General features: G+C 43.8%; 25 protein-coding genes and 1 riboswitch. Of the genes, 11 read left to right on the forward strand and 14 right to left on the reverse strand.

Features of this window, described 5'->3' with window-relative positions; all coding sequences use genetic code 11:
* Positions 1-154 precede the first annotated feature (154 nt).
* Entirely contained in the window at positions 155-826 is a 672-nt protein-coding gene (locus tag NSQ91_RS02125; protein WP_340916283.1) for an O-methyltransferase, read from the forward strand.
* Between the two features lie 214 nt (positions 827-1040).
* On the opposite strand, the gene NSQ91_RS02130 is transcribed toward NSQ91_RS02125, so the two are convergent.
* The 5 genes from NSQ91_RS02130 to NSQ91_RS02150 all read right to left on the reverse strand — a co-directional run bounded on the left by NSQ91_RS02130 (position 1041) and on the right by NSQ91_RS02150 (position 6503).
* Positions 1041-2987 (reverse strand): FtsX-like permease family protein, encoded by a 1947-nt coding sequence (locus NSQ91_RS02130; protein ID WP_076124609.1) that lies wholly within the window; start codon positions 2985-2987, stop codon positions 1041-1043.
* Complete coding sequence (locus NSQ91_RS02135) at positions 2977-3738, reverse strand: ABC transporter ATP-binding protein (protein WP_038568421.1); 762 nt, start codon at positions 3736-3738, stop codon at positions 2977-2979. Before NSQ91_RS02135 ends, NSQ91_RS02130 begins: the two co-directional genes overlap by 11 nt.
* A 106-nt stretch (positions 3739-3844) precedes the next feature.
* Positions 3845-4849, reverse strand: a complete 1005-nt coding sequence (locus NSQ91_RS02140) for a sensor histidine kinase (RefSeq protein ID WP_076124608.1) — start codon at positions 4847-4849, stop codon at positions 3845-3847.
* Entirely contained in the window at positions 4846-5535 is a 690-nt protein-coding gene (locus NSQ91_RS02145) for a response regulator transcription factor (protein WP_076124606.1), read from the reverse strand. Before NSQ91_RS02145 ends, NSQ91_RS02140 begins: the two co-directional genes overlap by 4 nt.
* A 77-nt stretch (positions 5536-5612) precedes the next feature.
* Entirely contained in the window at positions 5613-6503 is an 891-nt protein-coding gene (locus NSQ91_RS02150; protein WP_248549116.1) for a TetR/AcrR family transcriptional regulator, read from the reverse strand.
* Between the two features lie 204 nt (positions 6504-6707).
* Between NSQ91_RS02150 and NSQ91_RS02155 the strand changes: the two genes are divergently transcribed.
* A complete protein-coding gene (locus NSQ91_RS02155) occupies positions 6708-8231 on the forward strand; it encodes a DHA2 family efflux MFS transporter permease subunit (RefSeq protein WP_076124605.1) in 1524 nt (507 codons plus the stop codon).
* Between the two features lie 46 nt (positions 8232-8277).
* Here the strand turns inward: NSQ91_RS02155 and NSQ91_RS02160 are convergent, their stop codons facing one another.
* On the reverse strand, positions 8278-9324 hold the full coding sequence (locus NSQ91_RS02160) for a YncE family protein (RefSeq protein WP_076278911.1): 1047 nt from the start codon (positions 9322-9324) through the stop codon (positions 8278-8280).
* A 185-nt stretch (positions 9325-9509) separates the two neighbouring features.
* On the opposite strand from NSQ91_RS02160, the gene NSQ91_RS02165 reads away from it, so the two are divergent.
* A complete protein-coding gene (locus NSQ91_RS02165; protein WP_076304323.1) occupies positions 9510-10391 on the forward strand; it encodes a nucleotidyltransferase domain-containing protein in 882 nt (293 codons plus the stop codon).
* Positions 10392-10593: 202 nt separating this feature from the next.
* Positions 10594-11343, forward strand: a complete 750-nt coding sequence (locus tag NSQ91_RS02170) for a WecB/TagA/CpsF family glycosyltransferase (RefSeq protein WP_076192743.1) — start codon at positions 10594-10596, stop codon at positions 11341-11343.
* A 743-nt stretch (positions 11344-12086) separates the two neighbouring features.
* Here NSQ91_RS02170 and NSQ91_RS02175 read toward each other — a convergent pair.
* The 7 genes from NSQ91_RS02175 to NSQ91_RS02205 all read right to left on the reverse strand — a co-directional run bounded on the left by NSQ91_RS02175 (position 12087) and on the right by NSQ91_RS02205 (position 18929).
* Complete coding sequence (locus NSQ91_RS02175) at positions 12087-12476, reverse strand: hypothetical protein (RefSeq protein WP_076304324.1); 390 nt, start codon at positions 12474-12476, stop codon at positions 12087-12089.
* A 230-nt stretch (positions 12477-12706) separates the two neighbouring features.
* Entirely contained in the window at positions 12707-13540 is an 834-nt protein-coding gene (locus NSQ91_RS02180) for an ABC transporter ATP-binding protein (RefSeq protein ID WP_076304360.1), read from the reverse strand.
* A gap of 34 nt (positions 13541-13574) precedes the next feature.
* The gene (locus NSQ91_RS02185) at positions 13575-14336 is read right to left on the reverse strand and encodes an ABC transporter permease (RefSeq protein WP_076304325.1); all 762 of its coding nucleotides are present in this window, start codon (positions 14334-14336) and stop codon (positions 13575-13577) included.
* Positions 14333-14626 carry a thiamine-binding protein gene (locus NSQ91_RS02190; RefSeq protein ID WP_036682688.1) on the reverse strand — a complete coding sequence of 98 codons (294 nt, stop codon included), beginning with the start codon at positions 14624-14626 and terminating at the stop codon, positions 14333-14335. The genes NSQ91_RS02185 and NSQ91_RS02190 overlap by 4 nt, the downstream gene beginning before the upstream one ends.
* A gap of 78 nt (positions 14627-14704) precedes the next feature.
* A complete protein-coding gene (locus tag NSQ91_RS02195; protein ID WP_076304326.1) occupies positions 14705-15754 on the reverse strand; it encodes an ABC transporter substrate-binding protein in 1050 nt (349 codons plus the stop codon).
* Positions 15755-15915: 161 nt separating this feature from the next.
* Positions 15916-16026, reverse strand: a riboswitch (TPP riboswitch).
* A gap of 158 nt (positions 16027-16184) precedes the next feature.
* A complete protein-coding gene (locus NSQ91_RS02200) occupies positions 16185-17636 on the reverse strand; it encodes a hypothetical protein (RefSeq protein ID WP_052096734.1) in 1452 nt (483 codons plus the stop codon).
* 72 nt (positions 17637-17708) lie between these two features.
* Positions 17709-18929: an MFS transporter gene (locus NSQ91_RS02205; RefSeq protein WP_076192749.1), complete on the reverse strand. Its 1221-nt coding sequence runs from the start codon at positions 18927-18929 to the stop codon at positions 17709-17711.
* A 160-nt stretch (positions 18930-19089) separates the two neighbouring features.
* On the opposite strand from NSQ91_RS02205, the gene NSQ91_RS02210 reads away from it, so the two are divergent.
* The 7 genes from NSQ91_RS02210 (at position 19090) to NSQ91_RS02240 (ending at position 24624) form a co-directional block, all read left to right on the forward strand.
* Entirely contained in the window at positions 19090-19509 is a 420-nt protein-coding gene (locus tag NSQ91_RS02210; protein ID WP_036682665.1) for a pyridoxamine 5'-phosphate oxidase family protein, read from the forward strand.
* Positions 19510-19628: 119 nt separating this feature from the next.
* On the forward strand, positions 19629-20303 hold the full coding sequence (locus NSQ91_RS02215; protein WP_038568445.1) for a response regulator transcription factor: 675 nt from the start codon (positions 19629-19631) through the stop codon (positions 20301-20303).
* On the forward strand, positions 20300-21727 hold the full coding sequence (locus NSQ91_RS02220) for a HAMP domain-containing sensor histidine kinase (protein WP_076304327.1): 1428 nt from the start codon (positions 20300-20302) through the stop codon (positions 21725-21727). Before NSQ91_RS02215 ends, NSQ91_RS02220 begins: the two co-directional genes overlap by 4 nt.
* A gap of 70 nt (positions 21728-21797) precedes the next feature.
* Entirely contained in the window at positions 21798-22709 is a 912-nt protein-coding gene (locus tag NSQ91_RS02225) for an ABC transporter ATP-binding protein (protein WP_038568451.1), read from the forward strand.
* Positions 22706-23422: an ABC transporter permease gene (locus NSQ91_RS02230; RefSeq protein ID WP_076124588.1), complete on the forward strand. Its 717-nt coding sequence runs from the start codon at positions 22706-22708 to the stop codon at positions 23420-23422. The genes NSQ91_RS02225 and NSQ91_RS02230 overlap by 4 nt, the downstream gene beginning before the upstream one ends.
* 1 nt (position 23423) lies before the next feature.
* On the forward strand, positions 23424-24158 hold the full coding sequence (locus tag NSQ91_RS02235; protein WP_076124586.1) for an ABC transporter permease: 735 nt from the start codon (positions 23424-23426) through the stop codon (positions 24156-24158).
* A gap of 100 nt (positions 24159-24258) precedes the next feature.
* On the forward strand, positions 24259-24624 hold the full coding sequence (locus NSQ91_RS02240) for an ArsR/SmtB family transcription factor (RefSeq protein WP_036682656.1): 366 nt from the start codon (positions 24259-24261) through the stop codon (positions 24622-24624).
* Between the two features lie 452 nt (positions 24625-25076).
* On the opposite strand, the gene NSQ91_RS02245 is transcribed toward NSQ91_RS02240, so the two are convergent.
* Positions 25077-25838 (reverse strand): CPBP family intramembrane glutamic endopeptidase, encoded by a 762-nt coding sequence (locus NSQ91_RS02245; protein ID WP_076124584.1) that lies wholly within the window; start codon positions 25836-25838, stop codon positions 25077-25079.
* Positions 25839-26062: the final 224 nt, after the last annotated feature.

The raw sequence follows: 26062 nt of genomic DNA on the forward strand, positions 1-26062 counted from the left end.
CGGATTTCAACCATGAACAGTGTTTAAATTGAAGAAATCTGGAGACAACAGCGACCGGAAGTCCAAACACTCCTCGTAGTTACGAACGATCCCTAAATGTGGAATTTATAAGTTCATCTAAACCAAAATCAATACTAAAGGAGAAGTGATAAATATGAATCAAACGACTACTTGGGATAAAGTCGATCAGTATATTACAGAGCGCCTGATTCCACAGGACGTTGTGTTGGAAGAAGTGTTGGTCACCAATCAACAGGCAGGGTTGCCGCCCTTTGATGTTTCGCCTAGTCAGGGGAAATTCCTCAATCTACTGGTGCAAATGAAAGGTGCACGCCGGATTTTGGAGATTGGCACCTTGGGCGGGTACAGTACGATTTGGATGGCAAGAGCCCTGCCGTCTGACGGACAGATAGTTACCTTGGAGCTGGATCCCATTCATGCGCAGGTAGCTAAAGCTAATCTTTCGCTTGCCGAGGTGGATCATCTGGTAGAGCTTCGTGTAGGGGATGCATTAGTGCAACTGTCTCAGATGAAACAAGAGGGCGTTGAACCCTTCGACTTTATTTTTATAGATGCCGATAAACCGAATAATCCTAACTATTTAAAGTGGGCGCTGCAATTCTCCCAGCCCGGAACGGTGATCCTTGGAGATAATGTGATTCGTGAAGGTGAGGTCATTAATGAGAATAGCGAAGACGCTCGTGTAGTAGGCGTACGGGAATTCTATGATCTGTTGGCTGAAGAGCCTAGAATTTCGGCTACTGCCATTCAGACGGTGGGAAGCAAAGGTTATGATGGATTTGTATTGGGGATTGTGAATAGCTGAGGGATTCGACAGATCCTCTGAGCGTTACGGACCCCGTTGGCGTTATTTGCGAATTTTTAGCCTATAGAGCAGGGTTTCGGACTCCAGTGACGCTATTACTTAGAAAGAGGTTCATCTGTGTCCGATAGATGCCGGTGCCTCCTACCTGTAAATGATATCAAATCAAACAAAGGTGTCCCTAAGCCATGATGGCTTTTGGAACACCTTTGTTATTTTAAAGCGCCTCTTTAATTACCTTTTTGTAATAGAAGACGGACAATATTGCAAAGATCGAATACAAAGCAGTGTATAACAGCATCACCAGAATCATCGGTGTCCAAAGCTCTGTGCCGAATAAGAACCAGCCGGATTTAACGGCGAAGTAGCTGTGAAGCAGACCTATGACTAATGGAATACCGAAGTTGAACAATTGCTTCATCTGTATACCTCTGAGCAAATCACCTTGCGTGAACCCAAGCTTTCTCAGAATGGTGTAGTTAGGTTTTTCATTTTCACTTTCATCCATTTGTTTAAAGTATAGAATACATCCGGAGGTAATCAAGAAGGTTAACCCCAGAAAAGCAACGATAAACATAATGAGTCCCATATTTTGTTTTTGACCTTTTATCGACTCTAATTGAGAGTCTTGTTTGTTTTTCTCATCAAATTTCAAGGTCTTGAAAAGTTCGTTTGCCTGTTCAACGCTTGCCCGGACTTTCATATCAATCCCGATATTAAGGGAGGATCCCCTTTGAAGGGCAGGATCTAAATCCTTCTTTAAGCGCTTAAAGATCGATTCGTCTACAACCGCAACCGGTAAGCCACCACCTGTGTAATACCCTGAAATGGGACTTTCGATATCTAATCTTTTATAATCCTGTGGAAAAACCTCATGTAACCCTTTGAGTTCAATCGCACCTTTATCTTTCATAGTAACAAAATTATCCAGTGCACTGCTTGATTTCGTAAAATAAGCTTTATCTGGAGTTAGATCAACGTCTTCAAGTGCATTTTCACTTATGATCGCCAGGGTCATAATATTTGAAAACATATTGTCTCCGTCCGGTTTTTTAACAAGAATCTCTTCAACATCTACATCGACCTGAAGGACTTGGGTCCTTCTTTCTGTAAATACTAAATCATTTGCCGTTAGGATCTTTGTAAATTGTTCAGCCTCTTGGGCATTCGTGAATACAAAATCCGTTGGGACATATTGCTTGGAAGTTTTCTCAGCAGAGTAAAAGGAAATGTAGCTAAGGGATAATAAACCCAGGGCTAGTGCCGATACCGTTGTGATGATGGTCAATAATACGGCATTGGATTTCATGCGAAACATAATGGAGGAAAGAGATAGAACCTCTCTAATGTTCAGATAGCCGTTTTTCCGCTTACGAATGATATGAAAAATAAAACTTACCGAGCCTTTATAAAATAGATAGGTCCCAATAATGACGGATCCCAAAATAGTAATCATGGATATAGCCAATTGATTCATTGAGGTTACGTCGTCGGTAAGTAATTTAGAGGAGAGCACATAGCCCAGTAGGATTAGGCCAATTCCGACAATCCCTATGATCATTTCAAAGAAGGATAACTTTTTTACTGTACCTTCTGTTGTTGAGGTCACCCGGAACAAGGATAAGATACTTTGTCTTTTAATAAATCCATAATTCATCAGCATGATCAAAAGATAAATCACACAGAATACGATCAATGTCTGAATCAAAGCTTCGATAGAGAAATGAAGGGAGGCTATAGCATCGACCCCCATTATTTTAAATAAGATCATGAGGATCAATTTTGAGATAGAAAAGCCTACTAATATCCCTAGGATCAAGGAACCGAAATATAGGATAAAGTTCTCTGCCGAAAGAATGCGGAAAATTTTATTTTTGGTCATTCCAATTAACTGAAATAAGCCAATTTCTTTGCCGCGTCGTTTGATAAAGATCGTATTAGCATACAACAGGAAAATAGAGACAATTACGACTAGTAAAACCGAGGCAGCCGTGATGGCTGCGCCCCCTTTGATAGAGCTTTCCAGCTCATCCATCGAGGGATCATATTGCAAGGTGACAAAGGCGAAATATAAGGCCACACTAAAAACTAGCGCAAACACGTATAGGTAGTAATTTCGGATGTTTTTTCGCAGATTTCGAATCATTAATACATTAATGCTCATTCTGCACACCGCCTAATACACCCTGTGTTTTTATAATGTCGTTGAAGAAAACTTGTCTTGATTGTTCTCCTTTATTTAGTTGCGTATAGATTTTTCCATCTTTTATAAAAATAACTCTACTGCAATAACTGGCAGCCACTGGATCATGTGTAACCATAACGATAGTTGCTTTTCGTTTTTGATTGAGTTCACTTAGCTTATTTAATAAATCAGAAGCGGATTTAGAATCCAGCGCCCCGGTAGGCTCATCTGCAAAAATAATACTTGGATCATGAATGAAGGCACGAGCTGCTGAGGTACGTTGTTTTTGACCGCCAGAGATTTCATTGGGGTACTTATTTTTTAATTCCAAAATCCCCAATTCCTTTGCGAGACTTTCGAATTTCTGATTGGCGGCTTTCTTGGGTGTATTGGTAATGGATAGTGGCAGCAGGATGTTCTCCTTTACCGTCAGCGTGTCCAAGAGATTATATTCTTGAAATATAAAACCTAAATGATTCTTGCGAAATTCAGCAAGCTGCTTCTCTTTCATATTGGAGATTTCATTGCCCTCGATGGTAATAGATCCGTTACTGATTTTGTCGATCGACGAGAGTACGTTGAGTAGGGTGGTTTTACCTGAACCGGAAGGCCCCATGATGCCAACGAATTCGCCTTCTTCTATACGAATATCGAGTCCGCTTAACACGGATTGTTTGTTTAATTTATTGCCATAGCTTTTATGAATTTTAGTAGCTTCTAGAATTGCCATAATGATTCACTCCTTCGTTTCTTCTTGTATAGCTTTATTATAAAAAAGTTTATTGTTCTTATCCTGCGATTGCCCGAACAAAATATAAAAGCATGTGACATTGTTGTCACATGCTTGAGATTTTAACGAATTCATTTTTGAGTGGGAAGGTTAGCGTAAATGTTGATCCCGCTCCGAGCTTGGATTGAACCCCGATGATGATGAGTAAGGATTGAGCTGCTTTCTGAGCTAAATATAAGCCCATGCCTGTGGCGGCATTGTCGCGATGTACAGTAGTGGAAGTAAACCCTCTGTCGAAGATGCGCGGCAGGTCCTTCGGATCTATCCCGCGCCCGCAATCCTTCACCTCAAGAACGATATGTTCAGCTTGCTGGTAGCTATTCACTGTAATATCAGAAGCTTCACTATATTTTACGGCGTTGGTTAGAAGTTGTCTGAGGATAAAAGCCAGCCATTTAGCATCACTAAGCACTTCAGCAGCTTCTAAGTTCAACTCAAAGCCGATTCCCTTCTGAATACACCAAGACTGTAACGTCTTAATCTCACTAAAAATAACCGTTTCTATATCAATTTGCTCCATATACAGATCGTTTTCAATATATGGTATCCGTCTTTGATGGAGCTGCTGATCCAGCAGCAGGTGAATACGCAGCCACTCATAGGTCAAGTGCCCCTTCATAACATCATCTTCTATACGCTCAATCATTAGATGCATTGCGGTCAGTGGAGTCTTTACTTCATGAATCCAGGATAACAACTCATCCTTCTCTTGCTCCAAATTCATTAAATTGTCTGAAGCATTCCGCTTTAACAATTTCACTTGGTTGGTGATGCTCTCTTCGATGATTTTCTCAAAAGGACTTTCGGCAAGAGCGATGCTTGTCAGATCGAGATCATCGTCCCGCTCATTTAAGCTTTTATAAAATCTGGTTTCCTTAGGATAGCGAATGACTAGAAAAATTACGAAAAAAATCATCGATAAAGAGACCAGATAGAGCACTGAAGACAGGGGGATGGTCGGGTCCATAAAGGTGATAAAGAGCATAAATAGATGTACAAAGAGAAAAAGCAAAATCCAACCGAGTCTTTCGAGCAGGTACTTTTTAATCATAGAGAATCCTCTTCAATGGCTACGTACCCTTGTCCAACCTTCGTCTCAATAAACGCCCCTAATTCAAGCTCGTCGAGCTTTTTGCGCAGCCGATTTACGTTGACGGTAAGGGTGTTATCGCTAATAAAGCGCTTATCGTCCCATAAGCTATTAATTAATTCCTCGCGGGTGACAATTTTATTCTTTTTCTCAATGAGCAATTTCAATATGAAAATCTCATTTTTGGTAAGCTCAATCGTTCCCGTGTCGTTGGTCACTGAATTCCGCTCATAATCGACGGTAGCTCCGCACCACGTTTTGAGTTCAATGTTATCCGTATTGTAATTGTACACCCGCCGGAGAATGGCTTGCACCTTGGCAATGAGTACATCGAAATGGAAGGGCTTTTGGATATAATCATCGGCTCCCAGCTGCATGGACATCACCATATCTGTCGGATGATCCCGAGAGGATAAGAAGATAATCGGCAGATTAGAGTGAGAGCGAATCATTCTGCACCAATGAAATCCATCGAATTTGGGTAATTGGATATCAATTATCACTAAATCAGGTTTGATTTCCGTGAATTCCTGCGTAACATTGTTGAAATCTTGAATGCCATATACATCATAAGACCACTGCGTAAGCCGTTCTTTGATCTCATTAAACAGCGTTGTATCATCTTCGATTAATAAAAGCTTGAACAAATCGGTCACCACACTTTTAGTTTCGTGCCTTGCGTTTAGAATACGCTTAAATGATTGAAGCCATACTTTGATTGTGCTTAGAGCATTGCAGATAACACTGTCTGATAATGTGCAAATTCCTTCGTTTCATTAAACTGAGGGCACATTTTCAAGGAGAGCAGGGCGCTTTCGATTAAGAACTCTCTTGGTTCCTTATTGTTCATGATCTCTTCTTGGATAAAATATAACAGCTTCAGTGCATTGGACAGGCTGGGATCATCGGCGGCGAATGATTTATCTATGATTTTTTTTAAGCTTACGGTCGCAAACGATAAATCATTATTAAAAAAATCAGTGTATTCAGCAACAGGCAATAGTTTCCCTACATGATCGGGGGAGATAAGCTGCATTCCTTTTTCACTTAAGTCCTCAACAATCGTCTGGATAAGAGTAGTGCAATAATTAATGATTTGTTGAGAGGTAATGACTTCATTCATGGCACTGTTAATTTGCAGCATATGTTGCAAGATGCCTGTGAAAATGATGGCTCCATCCAGTAGATAGGGCTTTTTATCTTCAGAAAATATATGCAGGAAACGTTCATGCACCCAGGTTAATAAGGTGAATTTAGTTTTTTTGATGAACGTAATTAAGTCCGGATCATTGGAGACCAGGGCATCTTCAACCAGCTGCAACAATTTATTTTTTTTATTGATTTTCATAACCAGTTGAACTTGTTTAGCGAATATATCAATGTCAGAGGGGTCCTGGCCAATGAGCAGGCCATTTCTGCCTTCTTCCAGCTGGTCATGAATAGAGGTGAATACAGCTTTAAAGAGATCCCCCTTGGAAGGGAAATAATTATAAAAAGATCCTTTGGAGATCCGGCTGTGATTCAGAATGTCCTGTATGGATGTGGCGTGGTAGCCTTTTTCAATAAATAATTCATGTGCTTTTTGAATCACTTGCTCTTTCCGTTTATTTATCATCTTAGGTGCCCCTTTAAGCTGGACTCTTTTGTGCAAAAAAACACTTCACGTAAAATAGACTAGCTTATATTTCCACTTAATACAATTTAGTTTTTAAATGAATTCTGACTTGCCAAGCAGTAAATATAAGAGTAATATATTCTACATTGTAACATAAGTTCAAATATGAACCGACGGTATGATTATAGAATGGAGGATTCCAAAATGAAAACGAAAGAAAGTAAAGCGTCCTATGGGATTTTGGCAATCCTTATGATTGGTGCATTTGTTGCCTTACTGAGTAATACCTTACTCAATATAGCTTTACCATCGATTATGAAGGATTTTGATGTCAGTGCCTCAACGGTACAGTGGTTATCGACGGGTTATATGCTAGTGAACGGGATCATGATTCCTTCAACGGCCTTTTTAATTCAAAAGTATACAGCCAGACGATTATTCCTAATCGCCATTGGATTATTTGCAATAGGGACCTTTATTGGAGGCTTTGCTCCAAGTTTCCCTGTATTATTGATTGCGAGAATGGTCCAAGCCTCAGGGGCCGCGATTATGATGCCATTATTAATGAATGTATTGTTCACCACATTTCCACCTGAAAAACGTGGCTCGGCCATGGGGATGTTTGGTTTGGTTATGATTTTTGCACCAGCCATTGGTCCTACACTCTCAGGATGGATTATTCAGCATTATGAATGGCCTGTGCTGTTCTTTATGATTGCACCGATCGCCGTATTGGTGTTCATTCTTGCCTTCTTCAAACTGCATGATCCTAAAAAAGATGTGGCTATTAAAATTGATATTCTATCTGTAGTTCTATCAGCGATTGGGTTCGGGGGTCTTCTATACGGCTTCAGTTCCGCTGGGAATAAAGGATGGGATGATCCAATGGTCTACTCCACCCTTATTATCGGGGTTATTGGTTTAGTGATATTCATTATGCGCCAGATGAAGATGAAGGAGCCTATGCTTAACTTCAGAGTGTACAAATATCCGATGTTCGCTTTATCCTCAGCGATTTCGATTACACTGAATATGGCGATGTTCTCAGCCATGATGTTAATGCCGATTTATCTGCAAAATATTAGAGGTATTTCACCTCTGGATTCGGGACTCCTAATGTTGCCTGGTGCTTTGATTATGGGGGTTATGTCTCCAATCACAGGTAAATTGTTCGATAAATTCGGCGGCAAAGTCTTAGCGTTAATCGGTCTGGCTATCGTAGTGATCAGTACGTATTTCTTTAGTGATCTAACTGAGACAACGAAATATTCGACACTTATGATTTTGTATTCTGTGAGAATGTTCGGGATTTCAATGGTTATGATGCCTGTGATGACCAATGGTCTGAACTCCATCCCGGCTAAATATACACCACATGGTACAGCCATGAACAGTACGATTCAGCAAGTCTCCGGGGCGATTGGCGGGGCGCTGCTTGTAACGATTATGTCTAACAGTACCACATCACATGTCAAAGATATGGTAGCTGAAGCTGTGAGTAAATTAACGGCTAAGCCTTCTGCAGAGCAATTGCTTGGCATTCAAAACCAAGTCATCGCAAAAGCAACGATCGAAGGAATTAATGATGCGTTCTTAGTGTCAGTAGGCGTTGCCATTATTGCCTTTATCCTAGCTTTCTTCATAAAAAGAGGGATACAGCCTAAGGATACAGAAACAGTCGAGGAAAAAGTGGCTGTTAAACAAGTTTCATCCGCTAGATCGATGTAATTTGATATGTAGAAAGACGCTCACCTATGGTGGGCGTCTTTTTGTCTTAATTAAAAATAGAACTCTGAGTGAGTCTTGGTCCATCTTGAATGACCGTTATGGAGTCGTTTCCACCTACATAAATTCTATTTGTGAGCGGGTTTAGCACAGTGCTGCCTGATACGGAGGAGAATCTTGCGAGCCGTTTAAACGTGGTGGCGTTATAAACGGACATATGATTCTTATCAAAATTACCAACAAATAAATGATTTGTATTCGGGTTGATAATCGTGTTGGAGGAGGTAGGCAACACCTTTGTGGTTATAATTTTGTTGTTGCGCCCATCTATGACAAACAGCCTGCCCTTACCCTCCACTTGTGCACTTGAGACATAAATACGATTCGTCAGCGGATTTATAACGACCTCACTTTGCAAACGTCCCAGCTGTACATTACGCAACAATTTATTGGTTCGGCCATTGATCACAGAAAGAAACCGGCTCAAGTTATTAGCGACATAAATACGATTGGTAATTTTATTAAGTGCTGGCGCTATCACGGGGTTACTTCCGACTTTTATTGTCGCAATGATCGCCTGTGTAGTTCCGTTAATGACGGTGACGCTATCATTTACTGTATTGGTCACATAGACACGGTTGGTAAGCTCATTGATAACAATTCTGGAGGGGCGTCCACCGATTTCAATCTTTTTACGGACCTGATTTGTTTTCCCGTCTATGACGAATAGGGTTCCGAATGCGCTAGTTACATAAATCAGATTGGTGCGAACATTTACTCCGATATTGTCTGGGAATCGGCCTACTTTGACAGTTTTGATTACCTGGTTTGTCCGCCCGTTTATGACAGATACGTTTTCGTCACGGAAGTTAGGTACATAAATCCGGTTGGTTTGGGGGTTGATTCCGAGCTGAGACGGCAGTCTTCCTACAGGGATCCGAGCGATAATGCGATTAGTTCTGCCCTCCAATACCCCGATAGTTCCAGCCTCGGTGTCTGGGTTTACAAAGTATACTCGATTCGTGACGACATTTACTTTTATATCTCCGATCGGTCCGGCAGAGCGGACTGTAGCAATCACTTTTGGCTGCGCCATGCTTTTACCCCTTTCCAAGTAAATAGATACTTCATTATATTTAGGCTTAGGCAAAAGGGTACTTCATTTATCCTTGCAAGATATATATTAGGAGTGTAGAATGGTACTCCATTATCCAAATATTAGGTTAGGTGTAAGCGTTTTATTTTTTGAGAAATTGAGATTGATTGGAGGTTGGGGTTGAGATGGTGAAATCAGTGTTGTCGGATATTTTATTAACACCTGATAAGACGCAGGTTCATAGCGAATTATTAGAGGAAATTGGGCAGTATATCACACAAGAAATTCTAAATCATCCGTTAATGAAAGAGGAGAGTCAGCGGGTAAGTATTCTCCTTGATGGATCGACCGCACTTGGTGTGGTGGATGAGCAGTCGGATGTGGATGTAATCATTATTTGTCAGGACGAGTATTATAGCAGCATTAATCATCGGTTCGAGCAAGCGGAGCTGATCCCGGAGCAAAGTAGTTTTTTTATGGATTTACGACTTCCCAGCGGCAAGTCCGGACATTACACACTGCATAAAATATCAGAAATCAAAGCGGCGTTAATGAGCGGAAATATGGAATGGCTGTGGAATGCTTCTATTTCTTATATCTACTATGACCGATTGGATGTAAAGTCGCTTTTTGATGCCTATGTGCCCCTCCAACCTGAAGTCCTAATGAGATTTCGTAAGAATTCATACATACAGTTACGAAGTTATGCCAAAAGCTTAGATAATCCGGTAGTGCGTGGCGACGCCTTTCCTATTTTATTTTTAGCGGTTTCTCTTTATAAAGAAGCATTACGCTGTGCCATTACTATTGAAGGTCACCCCTACCCCTATGACAAATGGCTGGTACCTGTAGCCAAACAAACGACTGTCGGCCGAAAGATTATGGAGTGTGCGGGCGATTTTTGGAGTTTTATTAGAGATGATGAATCCTTTGCCCCTATGTACCAGGAGGATAATAACTTTGTCAAAATGGAAAAACGATTCCGGAAGATACTTGTAGAGGAATTCCGCATGCGGGGGATCGATGAACCTTGGTTAGTAGAGTGGTGGAAGTTTATGGAGGAGTGAGTGGAGCTATAGGGTGTTTGGGTGAGTAGAGTAGCTGTGGTGGCGGGGTTGCTGGGGATGGCTAAATGGTTGAAGCGGTGGAATGGCTGAAGTGTTTGGGTAGCGTAGTAGCTGTGGTGATTAAGTAACTTAAATGACTCCCCTTCCTCCTCTTGATTATGGTAAGGTATATTGAAGTGGAATTTTAGTGAGAGGTGATTATATGGACGGGACAGTTTCAATATTAGGAGTTCCCTTTTCAAAACTAACACTACATGAGACAACACTTCATCTAACAAAACATATTCAATCTGGGGAATCGAAACTTTTCCATTTGATCACGGCTAACCCGGAAATTACGATAACAAGTCAATCGGACGAGCTGCTACGAACCATACTTCAAGAAGCGGATCTAATCACTCCTGACGGGATTGGCATTGTGATGGCATCAAAAAGAAAAGGCGATCCTATTGCTGAGAGGGTAACTGGATATGAGCTGCTTCTTGAGCTTTTGGAGCAAGGAAATAGCTTGGGATGGAGTTTTTATTTCTTGGGAACAGATGAGCTTACCAGCTGTAAAGCGGTCGAAAAGATCACGGAGTTATATCCGAATGTGAAGATTGCAGGAAGACATAATGGTTTTCTTACCAAGGAAGAGGAGCCTGCCATTGTAGCAGAAATACAGCGCGCACAGCCAGATTTCCTGATCGTTGCGATGGGTGCGCCATACTCTGACAAATGGGTATATAAGCACAAACAGGAGCTTACGCAGGTAAAAGTTGTTTTTGGCGTGGGGGGCAGCTTAGATGTAATAGCGGGAAAAGTTACTCCTGCACCAGCGCTATGGAAAAAACTCAATCTGGAGTGGTTGCATCGACTTTTGTTCGCTCCCGTTGCGAAGGGACAAAAGTCGCGATGGCGCAGACAGGCAGTGCTGCCCAAATTCGTGTTCCGAGCTATGATTAGGAAATGAAGAAAAGGCCTCGTTTATGGGGGCCTTTTTTAGGTTCGATTGGTGGGAGAGGAGGAGGGGGCAGAGTAAGAGAGATTAGTGGGAGTAAGGTGAGGAGTATGAGCAAGAGTGAGTAGTGAGATCGAGGTAAGGACTAGGACTAGGAGTAGGAGTAGGAGTAGGAGTAGGAGTAGAGTAAGAGTAAGTAGTGGGATTGAGGTAAGGAATGGGAGCAAAAGTGAGTAGTGGGAGTATGTGTAAGAGTGGTGAGTAGGATGTAAGTGCGACTATAGCTGTGACCTTTAAACAAATTAATAATAATAAACAACACCGATTCTGGTTGATGCCATAGTCTCGTATTTAATTCAAACTAAAAGCTAAAGAGGAACAATAAGGGCAAAAATGCCCCTGAGTCACTGGAATTCCGCCCGAAGAGGCAAAAGAAAGGCAAAAATGCCCTAGATCGGGTGCAATACAGCCCGAAGTGGCAAAAGAAAGGCAAAAATGCCCTAGATCGGGTGCAATTCAGCCCGAAGTAGCAAAAGAAAGACAAAAATGCCCTAGAATCGGTGCGATTCAGCCTAAAGAGGTAAAAGAAAGGCAAAAATGCTCTAGAATCGGTGTGATTCAGCCCGAAGTGGCAAAACAAGGGCAAAAATGCCCTAAAATCGGTGTGATTCAGCCCGAAGTGACAAAACAAGGGCAAAAATGCCCTAGATCGGGTGCAATTCCGCCCGAAGAGGAAAAAGAAAGGCAGAAATGCCCTAGAATCGTTGCATTTCAGCCCGACGAAGTGAATCAACGGTATAAATCCCGCAGAATGAGCCAAATCCGGCCCGACGAAGCAAATCAACGGTATAAATCCCGCAGAATGAGCCAAATCCGGCCCGACGAAGTGAATCAACGGTATAAATCCCGTAGACTGAGCCGAGTCCGGCCCGACGAAACAAATCAACGGTATAATTCCCGTAGAATGAGCCGAAACCGGCCCGACGAAGTGAATCAACGGTATAAATCCCGCAGAATGAGCCAAATCCGGCCTGAAGCAGCAAATCAACGGTATAAATCCCGTAGACTGAGCCGAGTCCGGCCTGAAGCAGCAAATCAACGGTATAAATCCCGTAGACTGAGCCGAATCCGGCCTGAAGCAGCAAATCAACGGTATAAATCCCGTAAATGTCCCCAGCCCGCCCGGTTACTATCCATTACCAACAGGGAGTCGGTTTTCGCCACACATTTAATGTGATCCCTACTATGATGAGTGAAATTTATTTAATTGAGCAGATACATCCGCGTTAATTGAAAATAGGGTAGGAGTTTATCGCTGCAAAATAAAAAAACTGACACCGCTATACCAGCGATATCAGTTTACAGAGCTTAGCGATTAAGCTAGCGGCTGCCTATTTTTAGCTTGTTCCTCTCGCATCCACTGTGACAACTGGCGTTTGAGCTTAAGGAACTCGGGAGAGTCCGTAATCTCATCACGGCGTGGCCGCGGAAACGGCACATCGACTGTATGCAGAATGGAGCCGGGGCGGCCGGAAAATACATAGATACGATTAGAGAGCAGCAACGCTTCTTCGATGTTGTGAGTAATGAACAGCACAGAGCGGCGATTCTCTTCCCACAGCTCAAGCAGCCAGCGCTGCATTTCACTGCGAGTTAGTGCATCCAGTGCGCTGAAAGGTTCATCCAGCAACATTAGCTCCTGAGGAGCGAGCAATGCTCTGAGAAAAGCTGCACGCTGCTGCATCCCGCCAGACAGCATATGCGGATAAGCATGTTCGAACCCGCTTAACCCAACCTTGGCTAGCCACTGGCGCGCTTCCTCGCGGGCTCCATCCCGCAGTGCGCCCTTGATCTCCCCAGCAAGCAGCACATTATCCTCAATCGTACGCCAAGGAAAAAGCGCAGGCTGCTGCGGCATATAACTAATTTCACCGCGTTGACCTGTAACGGCCTTACCGTTCATGAGGATCGTGCCTGCATCGGGTTTCACAAGGCCGCCAATCATATGGAATAAGGTGCTTTTTCCGCAGCCGGAAGGACCAACGATCGAAACGAACTCTTGTTGCTCTACCTTGAGAGAGACATTATTCAGAACGTTCGTCTCACGGCGACGATGGGAAAAAGATTTGGAGATGCCGCTCACTTCAAGGGCGGGTGCCACGGTATGAGCTTCAGGAGAGCTTATGACTTCTGTTGTTCTGTGTTGCATTTGCGTCGCTTGAGACATACAGGCATCTTCCTTTCTATGAGTTACGGCGCGGCTTCCAGCGAACCAGCCATTTTTCCAGCAATGCAATAATAGCAAAGAGTACAAGACTTAAAAGTACAATAATAACAATAGCAACAAACATCCGATCCGTACGATATGCGGATTTCTGCAGAAGCATATAATAGCCAACACCTTTATCCGCGCCAATCCATTCAGCGACCACGGCGCCCATAACCGCATAAGTAGCAGATATTTTTACGCCGGAAAATAGTGCCGGGATAGAAGAGGGCAGCTCCAGCTTGGTGAAAATTTGCCACTTGCTTGCGCCAGCCATTTTCATATAATTCATCATGACCTGATCACTTTGGGCCAGACCGCCCATCGCAGCGACAGCTACCGGGAAGAAACATACTAGTGTAATCAGCACGATTTTGGGCAAAAGACCAAAGCCGAACCAGATAATGAGCAGGGGTCCGAGCGCGATGGAGGGAACATTTTGACTCAGAATAATAAGTGGATAAAAAGCCCGTCTAGCCCAAGGCAAAAGATGCAAAAGCAAAGCAACGATCAGGCCTACCCCCGTACCAATGGGAAAACCAATTAAAGTGAGCCGCAGCGTAGCCATCGTATGAGCCCAAAGACCAGAAGCGTTACTGGTGGATTCACGAGCAATATCAGCAGGACTCGGCAGAATCCAGGATTCAATATGAAATACAGATACAGATAGCTGCCATACGGTTAAAAAGAAGACGACCGCCACAAGGGGCGGCCATATTAGCTTCCAGGTCGATCTCACGGCCGATATTTCTCCGTCAATTTATCCATGCTGATTCCGTTAGGATTATGAGCGATTTTGATCTGCGAAATTACGCTTGGACTGCCTGCTTCGATCAACGCCTCCTGCATCTGACGCACAACCTCCAGCAGCTCGCTAAGCTCACCTTCCATTGTGGTTTCCAGCGGATTCACTTGATGTTTAACACCGGATTTCTGAATGACCTCAATCGCTTTATCTACGTATGGGATGGAATCCTCGTTGTTCGGAGTTTTTGGAATTACTTGAATGCTTAGTAGGGTGTTAGCCACAATAATCAATCCTCTCATTTTATAAGGTAAGTTCAAAAAGCCAACTTTGATAACGAAGTAATTCATTACAATTGTTGTTTACTCCGCCGGTAAAAAATCATTACTGAATGCACTAGCAGCATCCAGCGGTTTATCCAGCAACTTCAGATCATACATCCAGTCGCCGTAATTTTGCCAGACCTCGGTTTTTTGCTCGCCCCAGCGGGCAGCATCGTCCTTGTATTTTGGGCTAAGCCATTTTTGGCTAGCTAGGACAAGGTCGGCGTCCAGGTCAGGAACGGCCTTCGATAACATACCGGCAGCCTCTTCCGGATGATCTATGGCATATTGATAACCTTTTGATGTGGCTTTCATGAAGGCCTTCACCAGATCAGGATGATCTGCAATTTGCTTCTCACTCGTCGTCAGCACAGGCGTGTAATAATCGAGCTGCGGCGCATAATCCTTTAAGTACAGCATATCCAATGGCTCGCCACGTAACTCAGCCTCAACACCAGTCCAAGCGTAGAAAATCCAGGCGAAATCAATGTCACGTTTGATGGCGGTAAAATAATCAGCTTCACCGATACTGATCAGCTTCACCTTTTTCACATCGCCACCTTCAGGATCCATGATAGCTTTCATGGCTGCTTCTTCGGCCGGTGAGCCCCAGCCTCCGTAGGTTTTACCTTCGAAATCCTTTGGTGATTTAATATTGCGATCTACTGGAGCAGCGAATCCCGACGTATTATGCTGAATAATAGCTGCTATCGAGACAAGGGGCACGCCTTGTAGACGGGCTAGCGTTAATCCTTCTTGGGCGCTGATGCCAAAAGCGGCTTCGCCAGAGGTAACCATAGTATCAGAACCCGCTGCGCCTGGCTGAACGATTTCGACGTCCAGACCTTCTTCAGCGTAGTAACCAAGATCCTTAGCTACGTATAGACCGGTATGATTCGTGTTCGGTGTCCAGTCGAGTGCGACTTTAACTTTGGTGAGCTCTTTTGGAGCATCCGTCCCAGCCGAAGCAGTTGGATCAGTAGCATTTGCTTTGTTTCCGGCTGTATTCCCATTGTTGCTGCCGCATCCGGCAATGGCAAGAATGAGTACACAGGTGAGGCACAACGTAAGTGCTTTTTTAAGGTGCATGTCTTCTTCTCTCCTTTAAGGTTACAAGAATCCCGTCTTCACAACATGAACCGTAAAGTGTAGTATGTACGTTTTTCTACATCTTTTAGTGATCTTACAAAAAAAGCGCCCCGAGTGATCGGGACGCTGGCTTGGCGCAAGGTTAGTTAAGGTCACAGGGACCAGAACCAATTGGCGATTCCTACGCTGGCATTATCCAGATCAGGTATAAGGGTCAGTATCTTGTGGGATACAATCTCAGCCGGCCAATTCCAGCACCCCTGGTTCTATGAAGTTAACGGGTATTTCTATGTGCAATATAAGTAAGTATAAGTTTTGTACCCATACTTTATATCTTATATTTCTCGCATACGGTGTATTATAGACGGCTGTACTCGGAATGTCTAGTAGTGCACTCCTGAATTTTTCCAATCCAGTAGTTTCTTTTTTGCTAGTCTAGATCTTTATATTTTTTGCGGTGACGCCGTTTAAGCTCACTAACCAGCGCCCCTAGCGTGAGGACAACGCTGATCAGAATCCCGCTCATGATCACGAAGAGGGCAAGAAATTCAAAGGGAGAATAACCAATCATTTTACTCCATTGAATCTTTCCATCCAGATCGTCAATGACCTGATTCATGCCGTAAATCCCGCTTACTACCGTAAATACAGTAAGAATCATCAGCAGATTATCCCGTCGCTTGGATTGAAACTTATCCTGATACTGAAACAGGTCATTTAAAGTTTCTTTCACTTCCTCGAACAAAGCGTCGTTTCCGTATACTTTACGCAGCTGAAGAAATATCTCCCGGCCCTGCGACTGGGAAATCAACTCCAAGAAGTAGAACTTTGCCGAGAACTTATTAATGGAGTAGATTAGATTGTCTATTTCCTCATAATCATGATTAATCCGAAGTCGGGAGTGCATATTGGCTAGCTTTAGCAGAACGATTTTGTGGAAAATATTGAGTAAAAATCCGTAATAATATTGCCCGTACATCTGGTTGGCTAGACTAACAGCAATCTCCTGTTCAGCGCGGGTCATGCAGCAAAAGGTCTGCTCATTCATCATATAATACGTGTCTGGACCCCAGCGATTATAGGAGTGTTCATGACAATAGTTCGCAATATATGCTGGATCGCTGGCACTGGCATAGGGCTTTCCGTTCAGATCAATTCCATCAAGCTGTGAGGCACGATAGCGCAGATTTACACTAATCTCATCAGAGCTTTCTTCATTCTGAAAGCCATAAAAAGCTTGCACCTGCATTCTTTCATCTACGAAAAAAGGAAGGGTCTCGAAATAAGCCCCATTGATATCCGATTGATCCAGATATGGCTCCAGTCCATCCACCAAATTTCGGAAGACAAAATCCTCTACCATCTCATAGGTCTGTTCCCCGCAATGAATATAAGTGTAATCATCCTGTATGAAGGTATTCTCTAGCGCACGGAAACGATCTGCGAATTCTAGGGCAATACTAAAGGGAATTGAATCCCCCTCCAGCTGGACACGTATCGTCACGAATCCAAGCTGAAAAGGGCATATGAATATATCCGTCGAGAGAATTTTGAAAAATATAGATTGCTGCGGAATCTCCAGAATGCAGTCGAGATTATTTACTCTGGAAAAACGGCGAAACGAGTCGGCATCCTTCCTGCGTGGAAAAAGGACATGTGCAGCAAACGGTAAATAGGTGCGCTCCATTCGTTCATGGGAAACACAGTAGCCATCTCCGTAGTAGGCAGCTTCAAGCTCTTTATTATCCAGAAAAAAACGTGTGAAGCCGTCGTCCTGTAATTGCTGGATAAGCTGCTTAGAATCGCCCTTTTTTATAGAAAAGGGAAATATAAACTGCATGAGCGCAGTATGTAACAAAGGCTCAGTTGAAGACTCATTCATTCATCGTCCATCCTTGTGCTCAGAATATGCTTATAGATCACATTACCCTAAAAGGATAACGTTGATACTGTTCTAAATACGGGAACTCTTTCCTTTCACCGCTTGCATGGATTGGAACCTCCATGCGGCAATGCTTAGCAGAAACAAGAAGGCGGCAAAAGCGGCAAGTAATCCGGCTGTTTGTGCCACTTCTAAATGGTCCATAGACCAGCCCATAAACAGAGGTAGCAAAGCACCGCCAACACCTCCGGAAGCAATCATAATGCTGGGTGTTGACTCTTCGGTGCCAGGCAGCATTTTGCTGGAGAAGACTAAAGCAATGGAGAAAATACCGGACATAAACAGCCCCAGCAGCAGAATTACAATGAAAGCAGCCATTCGATTGTCAGTGAACGGAAAGAGTGTCAGCAGTAACAAGGTAAGTAAACAGCTGCTGAGAATGTACACGCGGTAAGATATTTTTTCGGCAATTACACCCGCAAACAATCTTCCTGTAGACATCGCCAGCCAAAAGAAAGTGACTGTCAGTGCTGCGGCAGACTCCGTCATCCCTAGCTTGGCAATAAAGATAGCCGGCATAAAGTTGACTAAACTCATCTCTGTGCCTACATAAAGAAAAAAGAAAACGATGAAGATCCCTAACAGAATCCATTGCTTACCTTTATACGGAAATTTTTTGTTAGAACGTGAGCTTGAGGATTGCGAATTGTCTGCTCCTTGGACAGAGGCACGTTCATCCAGCATTCGTTGTAGATTACCGAAGTGCCCTCTTGTCCAGAGGATAAGAGAAATTAAGGAGAAGGCAGCGACGATTAGAAAGGCCAATCTCCACGCTCCGGCAGCAATGAGTGGACTGGCGATAAGCGGCATCACGAGTGCGCCTATCCCGAATAGCACTTCAAGCCGGCTCATTGCAATAGCAGTTCCTTCGGTTACAGCACCAATAATAATGGTGCCGATAACCGCTTCGATCATCCCGAAACCAAAACCTGCGGCAACAGCGATAACATACATCCAGCCCCAAGGCGGTAGAAAGGCGTAGGCAATTTCTGCAACTAGTAGAAGACTGGTGGCAATGAGGATGCCTCCACGTTTACCGAAGCGGCGATTAAGCAGGGGAGAGACCAACACGCCTGCTAAAAAACCAGCGAATTGACTAAAGATTAATTCACCGCCAGCACTATAATTTTGATCATAATGTTGCAGTAGAACGGGCAGAATAGATCCCAGCACAACATGTGCCAGACCGATAACGAAGTAGGAAAGACAGCCGATCCAAATCAGTTTTTTCACGAAGTAAGCTCCTTATCTTGAAGTAGTTTATGAAGTAAGGTCGGATTCAATGTGAACCTGAAGGGTACATTATAATAAGCACCATTGTTATGATAAATCCAAACGGTGAGCTTGGATATATAAACTTTTGTTTACATGCTTGAAGGGAGAGATTTACGTAATGGATAACAAACAACTGGAGCAACTCATTATTAAAGCATTGGATGACAACAAGTTCGGTTCCTTTGGTACGATCGAAGAAGGAAATAAGCCGAAAGTACGTTATATGGCCATTTTCCATGAGGGTTTGAAGATTTATTTGGCTACAAATCGCAAAACTCATAAAGTGGAGGAGTTATCCGATAATCCGAATGCTTTTGTACTGCTTGGCTATGAGGCAGGCGGAAGCAAAGATGTGCTGGAGATTGAAGCAACTGCTACCGTCTCTAAGGATGAAGGCTTGCGCTCCAAGGTATGGAATAAAGAGCTGGAGCCATGGTTTACAGGACCTGATGATCCTAATTATGTAATTCTGGAGCTTACTCCAACACGTATTGAGTATGTAGGCAGCAATAAAGAGCATGGAGTATGGCAGCCGTAAGCTTTAGCGTTGAATTGATCAAACAGCCCTCCTATCCCATATGGGGTAGGAGGGCTGTTTGATGTGTTATAATGACTTCAACTTTTTAGGTATTCATATCGGGGAGGAGCTAAAGCTACATGAGCGTTACTCTGTTATATATTGAAGATGATCGTGAAATTGGCAGTGTAGTGTCTGCTGATTTAAGCGAAAGAGGATATAGTGTCCGCTGGTTACGGAGCGGCGAAGGAGCGATGGAAGAAGCCGGCGCCTGCCAACTGGCTATTCTCGATGTTATGCTACCAGGTCTGGACGGGTTTACGATCGGGCAACGTTTGAAACGTTCTTACCCTAAGCTGCCCATTTTGATGCTCTCCGCCCGGACCTCGATTGATGATAAGCTGCAAGGTTTGGAGTTCGCAGATGATTATTTGACCAAGCCCTTTCATCCGGATGAATTGGCCGCTCGAATCGAAGTGCTGCTCCGAAGGAATGGGGCATCGGTTCAGGATTCACTCACACTTAAACATCTAGTCGTATATGAAGGGGATAACCGCGTGATGAATGCTCAGACTCAGGAAGAAATCATGCTTACAGGTAAGCAATTTCAGATTTTTTCCTATTTGCTGCGTCATCTTAACCAAATTATGACGAAGGAGCAGATCTACGAGGCCGTGTGGGGTGAGGCTTATATCGAAGGAGATAAAACTCTAATGGTACATATTCGTTATTTGCGTGAAAAGCTGGAGCTTGATCCGGGTAATCCGGAAATTATCGAAACTGTCCGTGGGATCGGCTACCGGGTAAGAGCATGAGAGGATTAGAGCGCATTCGCAAGAAACGTAATTCCTCTTTGTTATCAGGGTATTTGCTAATTATCGTATCTGCACTGCTATTTATCCCTGTGGTCCTTCCGTTGTCTTTTGTTGGCTACAATATCCTTAACGAAGTGACCAAAGGTGCCTCGCCTGTAGATACATCCCTGTATTCGAATATTGCACCGCTGGAGACTATGTGGCATAAAGAGGCACTTCACTTAGAAAGTGCCTCTTCGGAAGCCATAAATCAGCGGCTGCATGAATTGAGTCGAAAATACACTGAGGCTACTATGTTTTGGGTAGACGGGCAGGGAAAAACCCAGTTGATTCTCACGCCTGAAGAAGGGGATAAGGATAAGATTTACCCTGAAGTTCCTGATCAGTGGACTGCGGCTGAGGCTATTTCATTTATGAAAGAAAGTACGAATCGTGATCCTTTAGCCATCGTTGCTTTCGTGGGGGACAAAGTGGAGGCAGACAAGGGATTTATGGTGATGCAAATTCCAAGCAAGCTGCTGAACAAAGGGGCTTATGGGGGATTAGGGGCTTGGGCTTGGTATAACTTTGTGTTATTTACCCTTTTTGGAGGGTTCGCTCTGGTTTCATGGATGTTCTTTAGAAAAATTCGCAAACGGCTGCTGCAACTGCAAACCGCGATGACGATCACAGGCCCGGATAGAATGCCTAAGTCTATAGTGACAGGAAAACTGGACGAGATCGGTCGATTGGAGGAAGCTTTTAATACGATGGTAACTAAACTGGATGAAAGCCGACGCAGGGAAATAGAAGAGGAAGAGTTGCGTAAGCGTCTAGTCTCGAATTTATCTCACGATTTACGCACACCCCTAACCGTCATTCGCAGCCATATCCATGTTATGACCAAAGAGGATCTGACCTCAAAAGGTAAGCAGTCCTTACAGCTTATGGATGAGCGTATTGCGGATCTTAGCGTCCTGATCGAGAATCTTTTATCTTACAATCTGCTCAATAGTGGACGGGTAACCTTGAAGCTGGAACGTAAAGATGTTTTACGCTTGTTACGGGAAAGTGCGGCTGCTTGGTACCCCGTATGGGAAAAAGAGGGCTTCGATATTGATATTAACCTGGAAGCCGAACCGCTATTCTGGAGGGTGGATGAGGTCTGGTTCCGCCGTATTCTCGATAATTTGTATCAAAACATTGTACGACATGCCAGCAGCGGGCATTATGTCGGGATCTCAACGGAGCAACGTAATGAACAACGTGCCATAATTATTGCGGATCATGGTCGAGGCATTCAGAGTCCATCCGATTACAAGGGGGCAGGTTTGGGATTGTCTATCGTCGATCTTTTGATGAAGCATATGGAGCTGGAATGGGTTGTGGAGAGCACAGGCAAAGGCACTTCTATTGTAATCTTTGATCCGCGTCGTGAAATTTAAACAAAACTTAAACTTGGCACTTCCTTGTTCTTAACCTTGGGACGTTATGCTGTATACCGAGGTGAAGAACATGGAAGAAACAGTGATTAAAACTAAGGATTTATTGAAAAAATATCGTGGCCGGGCTGCGGTAGAAAATTTGAATTTAAATATCCGTAAGGGAGAGATTTATGGTTTTCTGGGTCCTAACGGAGCTGGGAAAACTACAACAATCCGTATGCTGCTTGGCCTAATTACACCGACATCTGGAAAAATTGAAGTGTTCGGCCAGGATCTTCGGAAGAATAAGCTGCAAATTTTACGGAAGGTAGGGTCGCTTGTCGAATCCCCCTCGTATTATGGGCATCTGAGTGCTGTGGACAATCTCGAAGCGATCCGCCGCATTCTGGATGTTCCGAAGTCACGAATCGCTGAAGTGCTAGATATTGTTTCTCTAACCGGGGAAGAGAGACGTCCGGTCAAAGGGTTCTCCCTCGGGATGAAGCAGAGACTCGGTATCGCAGCTGCCTTGCTAGGGAATCCAGAGCTGCTTATTCTGGACGAGCCAACGAACGGACTCGACCCGTCAGGGATTCAGGAAATTCGTGGGCTTATCAAACGTTTGCCACAGGAACAAGGAATTACGGTTGTAGTATCCAGTCACCTGCTTAGTGAAATTGAACAAATGGCAGATACCGTGGGTATTATTCGCCAAGGGCAAATGGTATACCAAGATACAATAGCTAATCTGCAACAACAGGCTGCTGGCGAGATACGCCTTGCGGTTTCGGAACCAGAGTCTGCGTTACGTCTCGCTGGAGGCCGGGGGTATGAAGGGACACTACAAGAGCAAAAACTGATTTTTTCAAGAATGAACGATGCAAGAGTAGCGCTGCTAGTCAAGGCTTTGGTAGAGAATGGGCACGCTGTCTATCGTGTAGAGGAGCGGAGACAATCGCTTGAGGACTTCTTCCTACAGGTTGTGGGAGGCGGGGAATCATGATGTGGCGGGCGTTGTCAGCGGATTGGCTTAAAATCCGCGGCAAAGGAATTTGGTTTCTAGTGTTTCTAGGACCGATTGGTCTAGTAGCCATGCAGGGCCTTAACTTTGGCCTTCGTTATGATTATCTGCGTCAGCAGTATAGCGCGGATTTATGGGGAGGACTTCTGGATAATGTGTCCGGGTTTGTGCCCACAGCTCTTTTTCTGGGAGGCACTTTAGTATGCTCGTTGATTGCAAATGTCGAACATCAGATGAGTTCATGGAAGCAGCTCTTGGCACTGCCTATCTCTCGTACCTCAGTGTTTATGGCTAAGTTAATGCTCTGTCTGCTGCTAGTGGCAGTTTCCTGCTTGTTGCTCTCAGTGGGGATAGTTGTTTTAGGGCTTATTTTGGGCTTCAAAGCGGATCTTATTCCTTATGTGGATGTAGTGCGGATTGGCTTTATGTCCTATATTGCGGCTCTGCCGGTCATCGCGCTACAGCTGTGGCTTTCCCTGGCTAATCGTAATCAGACACTGCCAGTTGCCCTGGGGATCACATTATCTTTGACGTCATTTTTCTCCATGTTCCTTTCGGAGTGGGTGCCTTTAACATGGCCATATTTGGCGTGGGACTCCTCTAATCGCCTTTTGTTCAGCGGTGCGGGTCTGCTGCTGGGAATGCTGGTGTTTTTGCCGGGTGCAGTGCATTTCGCTCGAAAGGATGTGGATTAAGATGATGTCATTTTGGAGAGTATTGTCCTCAGAGCGATTAAAAATGTCTAAATCATATGTTTGGCTTTTAGTCATAGGAAGTCCGGTTTTATCACTGGTTCCCGGATTGTTATCGGATAATCAAGGTGAGAAGATGTCTTGGGAGCTGCTGTTAAGTGTGATGTCAATGATGCATGCTTTGCTGTTTCTGCCTGTGCTTTCAGGCATTTTTGCGGCCCTGATCTGTCGTTATGAGCATCATGACGGTGGTTGGAAGCTATTGTTGTCTCTGCCTGTAACCCGGTTGTCGGTGTATCTCTCAAAATATGTGATGATCATCGGATTGCTGGCAGCTGTGCAAATAACGTTCCTCGTTATGGTGCTGGGAATGGGCTTGTTCCAAGGGGCTCCAGATCCAATCCCTTGGGCGCAACTGCTAAAATCAGTATTTGGCGGCTTTGTAGCCTGTCTACCTCTCGCCGCATTGCAGCTGGCGATCTCGCAAAGCTGGAGCAGTTTTGGCGCACCGCTGGCGCTGAATGTGAGTCTGACCATTCCCAATATACTGATCGCTAATTCTTCAACCTACGGCCCCTATTATCCTTGGGTACAGCCGTTGTTGGCCATGAGTCATTATGGTGATGACGGATTTGGTGCCTTTAATCTGCCTTTAGAGACACTGATGATGATAGTGGGAGGAAGCTTGATTGTCTTTTTTGCCGCAGGACTAATCTCCTTTTATCGTAAAGCAGTCTAATTCACAATCAGAGGCTATAAACTCCTCCTCAATGGACATCCCGTGCTGTTTTTCTTATAATTAAAGAATATAATTAGCTAAGATGGAGGAGGGCGAGAGCATGGAGCCAACGGCATTAGAGGACTGCGACAATACATGCAAGGGTTCAGAGCTTGAACCGGAATCCATTGCATTGATCCTGCCAGACCGTGGGATTACTGATAAAATGGCAGAAATGTTCAAAGCGTTGGGTGATCCAACACGAGTGCGGCTCATTTACGCTTTGTCACAGCAAGAATTATGTGTACATGATTTGTCCGTGATCCTTGATATGGGCCAATCTGCGATATCCCATCAGCTCCGTTATTTACGGAATCTACGGATCGTGAAGCGGCGTAAAGAGGGGAAAACGGTATTCTATTCGCTGAACGATGCGCATGTGGAGCAGATCTTTTTGCAGACCCACGAGCATGTCCGACACGAATAGCTAGTTGCAAAAAAAGAGGGACTCCAGCAGCCATTGAATGGCTTTTGGGAGTCCCTCTTTTTATTATGCCGACGAGTCCCAACCATCCACTACGGCTTACGGACCCAGCTGACGTTATTTGCACAATAATCGCTTTTTGAGCAGAGTTGCGGACCTCAGTGCAGTTATTCTTTAGAAAGAGGTCTTATTTTGCTCTTTTTCATGCCAATAGCGCCTATGGGGTCCGATAATATGCTAAACCGGGGATAATACTGCTTTTAGTGTCAATTGGGTCCGTTAGCTGTGTGGTTTGCGACAAATATTGCTCTAATGAAGCTAAGTGGCATCTCAGCTTAACTAAGTAACATCTCAACTAAACTAAGTAGCATCCCAATTAAACCAGGCTGCGTCGGGGTTAACCAATGCGTTTAAATCCACTGAAGCCTTGTATTTCGAAGTAAGGATTAAGCTTATTAGCTGGCTTGATTTAGGTTCTTCGTTAGGTTTGGTTTTCTAAAGGACAACACTAGCCAGACACATTGCACAGCAAGCACTAGCAGGATAAATAGATCGATTCCCATGTATTCACTCGTATTATCGTTGCCCACAAACTGAATTAAATTATGTATAAAGTGAAAGGATATCAGCGGAAGAATATTATTATTTTTTAGCATCAACAAGGCTAGCGCAAAACCGATCAGAAGCGCATATACGAGTTGTAGAAGAATTTGTGTGATATCTGTGCTGGATAATGCATTAAGTAAGTGGGTAATAGAGAAAAGAATACTTGAAGTGATCACTGCTGTTTTAGCCCCTTTAGGAAGCAAGGTCTTAAAAATCAAACCGCGATAGATACTTTCCTCCACAAAAGCGACCAGCAGGGTGAAGAAGATAAAGAACAGTACCTCAGATGCACTGATCTCACGAAATCCCTTAAAGGATATGGTAATCAGGACCACTACTAGCGGGGCATAATAGATCCAGTTGCCCGAGGATATGGTGTTTAGAGGTCGGAAGCCAAGCGTGCTCCATTTGCGCTTAACTGTAAAGTAGATGATGAGTACAAGCGCGATTGGGATGAAGGAGATAAGCACAGGGGCGGTGTACGCAAGTTCCTTAATTGTTGCGTAAGCCCCGGCGGCAGTTACGGCTACAAGTAATAACACCTCGATAATAACTACGCTCCAAATAGGGTGTTTCTGTGAAAAAGAAGACGTTTTGGCTAGCTTTGACATGTTCTAAAATCATCCCTTCTGTGTAAATCATTTGCCCATCGAGCTTCATTGATAATGGGGTCATTCGTATGTAAGAAACTTACTTTGGGTCATACATGATTTTACATATTTTCACGTAAAGGTCAATTGATTTAATTTTTAAGATAATGTAGAAAAATGGTGTATATCGCGTATTGACCTTGAAATATAAAGGGAATATAATAGGGCTAAGATAACATATGAAC

Source organism: Paenibacillus sp. FSL R7-0048 (assembly GCF_038004505.1).
In the GTDB taxonomy this organism is placed as follows: domain Bacteria; phylum Bacillota; class Bacilli; order Paenibacillales; family Paenibacillaceae; genus Paenibacillus_AQ; species Paenibacillus_AQ odorifer.

Bases quoted from the DNA above. Each gene is read 5' to 3' on its own strand.
- NSQ91_RS02125 (WP_340916283.1), top strand. From the start codon at position 155: ATGAATCAAACGACTACTTGGGATAAAGTCGATCAGTATATTACAGAG.
- NSQ91_RS02130 (WP_076124609.1), bottom strand. From the start codon at position 2,987: ATGAGCATTAATGTATTAATGATTCGAAATCTGCGAAAAAACATCCGA.
- NSQ91_RS02135 (WP_038568421.1), bottom strand. From the start codon at position 3,738: ATGGCAATTCTAGAAGCTACTAAAATTCATAAAAGCTATGGCAATAAA.
- NSQ91_RS02140 (WP_076124608.1), bottom strand. From the start codon at position 4,849: ATGATTAAAAAGTACCTGCTCGAAAGACTCGGTTGGATTTTGCTTTTT.
- NSQ91_RS02150 (WP_248549116.1), bottom strand. From the start codon at position 6,503: ATGATAAATAAACGGAAAGAGCAAGTGATTCAAAAAGCACATGAATTA.
- NSQ91_RS02155 (WP_076124605.1), top strand. From the start codon at position 6,708: ATGAAAACGAAAGAAAGTAAAGCGTCCTATGGGATTTTGGCAATCCTT.
- NSQ91_RS02160 (WP_076278911.1), bottom strand. From the start codon at position 9,324: ATGGCGCAGCCAAAAGTGATTGCTACAGTCCGCTCTGCCGGACCGATC.
- NSQ91_RS02165 (WP_076304323.1), top strand. From the start codon at position 9,510: ATGGTGAAATCAGTGTTGTCGGATATTTTATTAACACCTGATAAGACG.
- NSQ91_RS02170 (WP_076192743.1), top strand. From the start codon at position 10,594: ATGGACGGGACAGTTTCAATATTAGGAGTTCCCTTTTCAAAACTAACA.
- NSQ91_RS02180 (WP_076304360.1), bottom strand. From the start codon at position 13,540: ATGCAACACAGAACAACAGAAGTCATAAGCTCTCCTGAAGCTCATACC.
- NSQ91_RS02195 (WP_076304326.1), bottom strand. From the start codon at position 15,754: ATGCACCTTAAAAAAGCACTTACGTTGTGCCTCACCTGTGTACTCATT.
- NSQ91_RS02200 (WP_052096734.1), bottom strand. From the start codon at position 17,636: ATGAATGAGTCTTCAACTGAGCCTTTGTTACATACTGCGCTCATGCAG.
- NSQ91_RS02210 (WP_036682665.1), top strand. From the start codon at position 19,090: ATGGATAACAAACAACTGGAGCAACTCATTATTAAAGCATTGGATGAC.
- NSQ91_RS02215 (WP_038568445.1), top strand. From the start codon at position 19,629: ATGAGCGTTACTCTGTTATATATTGAAGATGATCGTGAAATTGGCAGT.
- NSQ91_RS02220 (WP_076304327.1), top strand. From the start codon at position 20,300: ATGAGAGGATTAGAGCGCATTCGCAAGAAACGTAATTCCTCTTTGTTA.
- NSQ91_RS02225 (WP_038568451.1), top strand. From the start codon at position 21,798: ATGGAAGAAACAGTGATTAAAACTAAGGATTTATTGAAAAAATATCGT.
- NSQ91_RS02230 (WP_076124588.1), top strand. From the start codon at position 22,706: ATGATGTGGCGGGCGTTGTCAGCGGATTGGCTTAAAATCCGCGGCAAA.
- NSQ91_RS02235 (WP_076124586.1), top strand. From the start codon at position 23,424: ATGATGTCATTTTGGAGAGTATTGTCCTCAGAGCGATTAAAAATGTCT.
- NSQ91_RS02240 (WP_036682656.1), top strand. From the start codon at position 24,259: ATGGAGCCAACGGCATTAGAGGACTGCGACAATACATGCAAGGGTTCA.
- NSQ91_RS02245 (WP_076124584.1), bottom strand. From the start codon at position 25,838: ATGTCAAAGCTAGCCAAAACGTCTTCTTTTTCACAGAAACACCCTATT.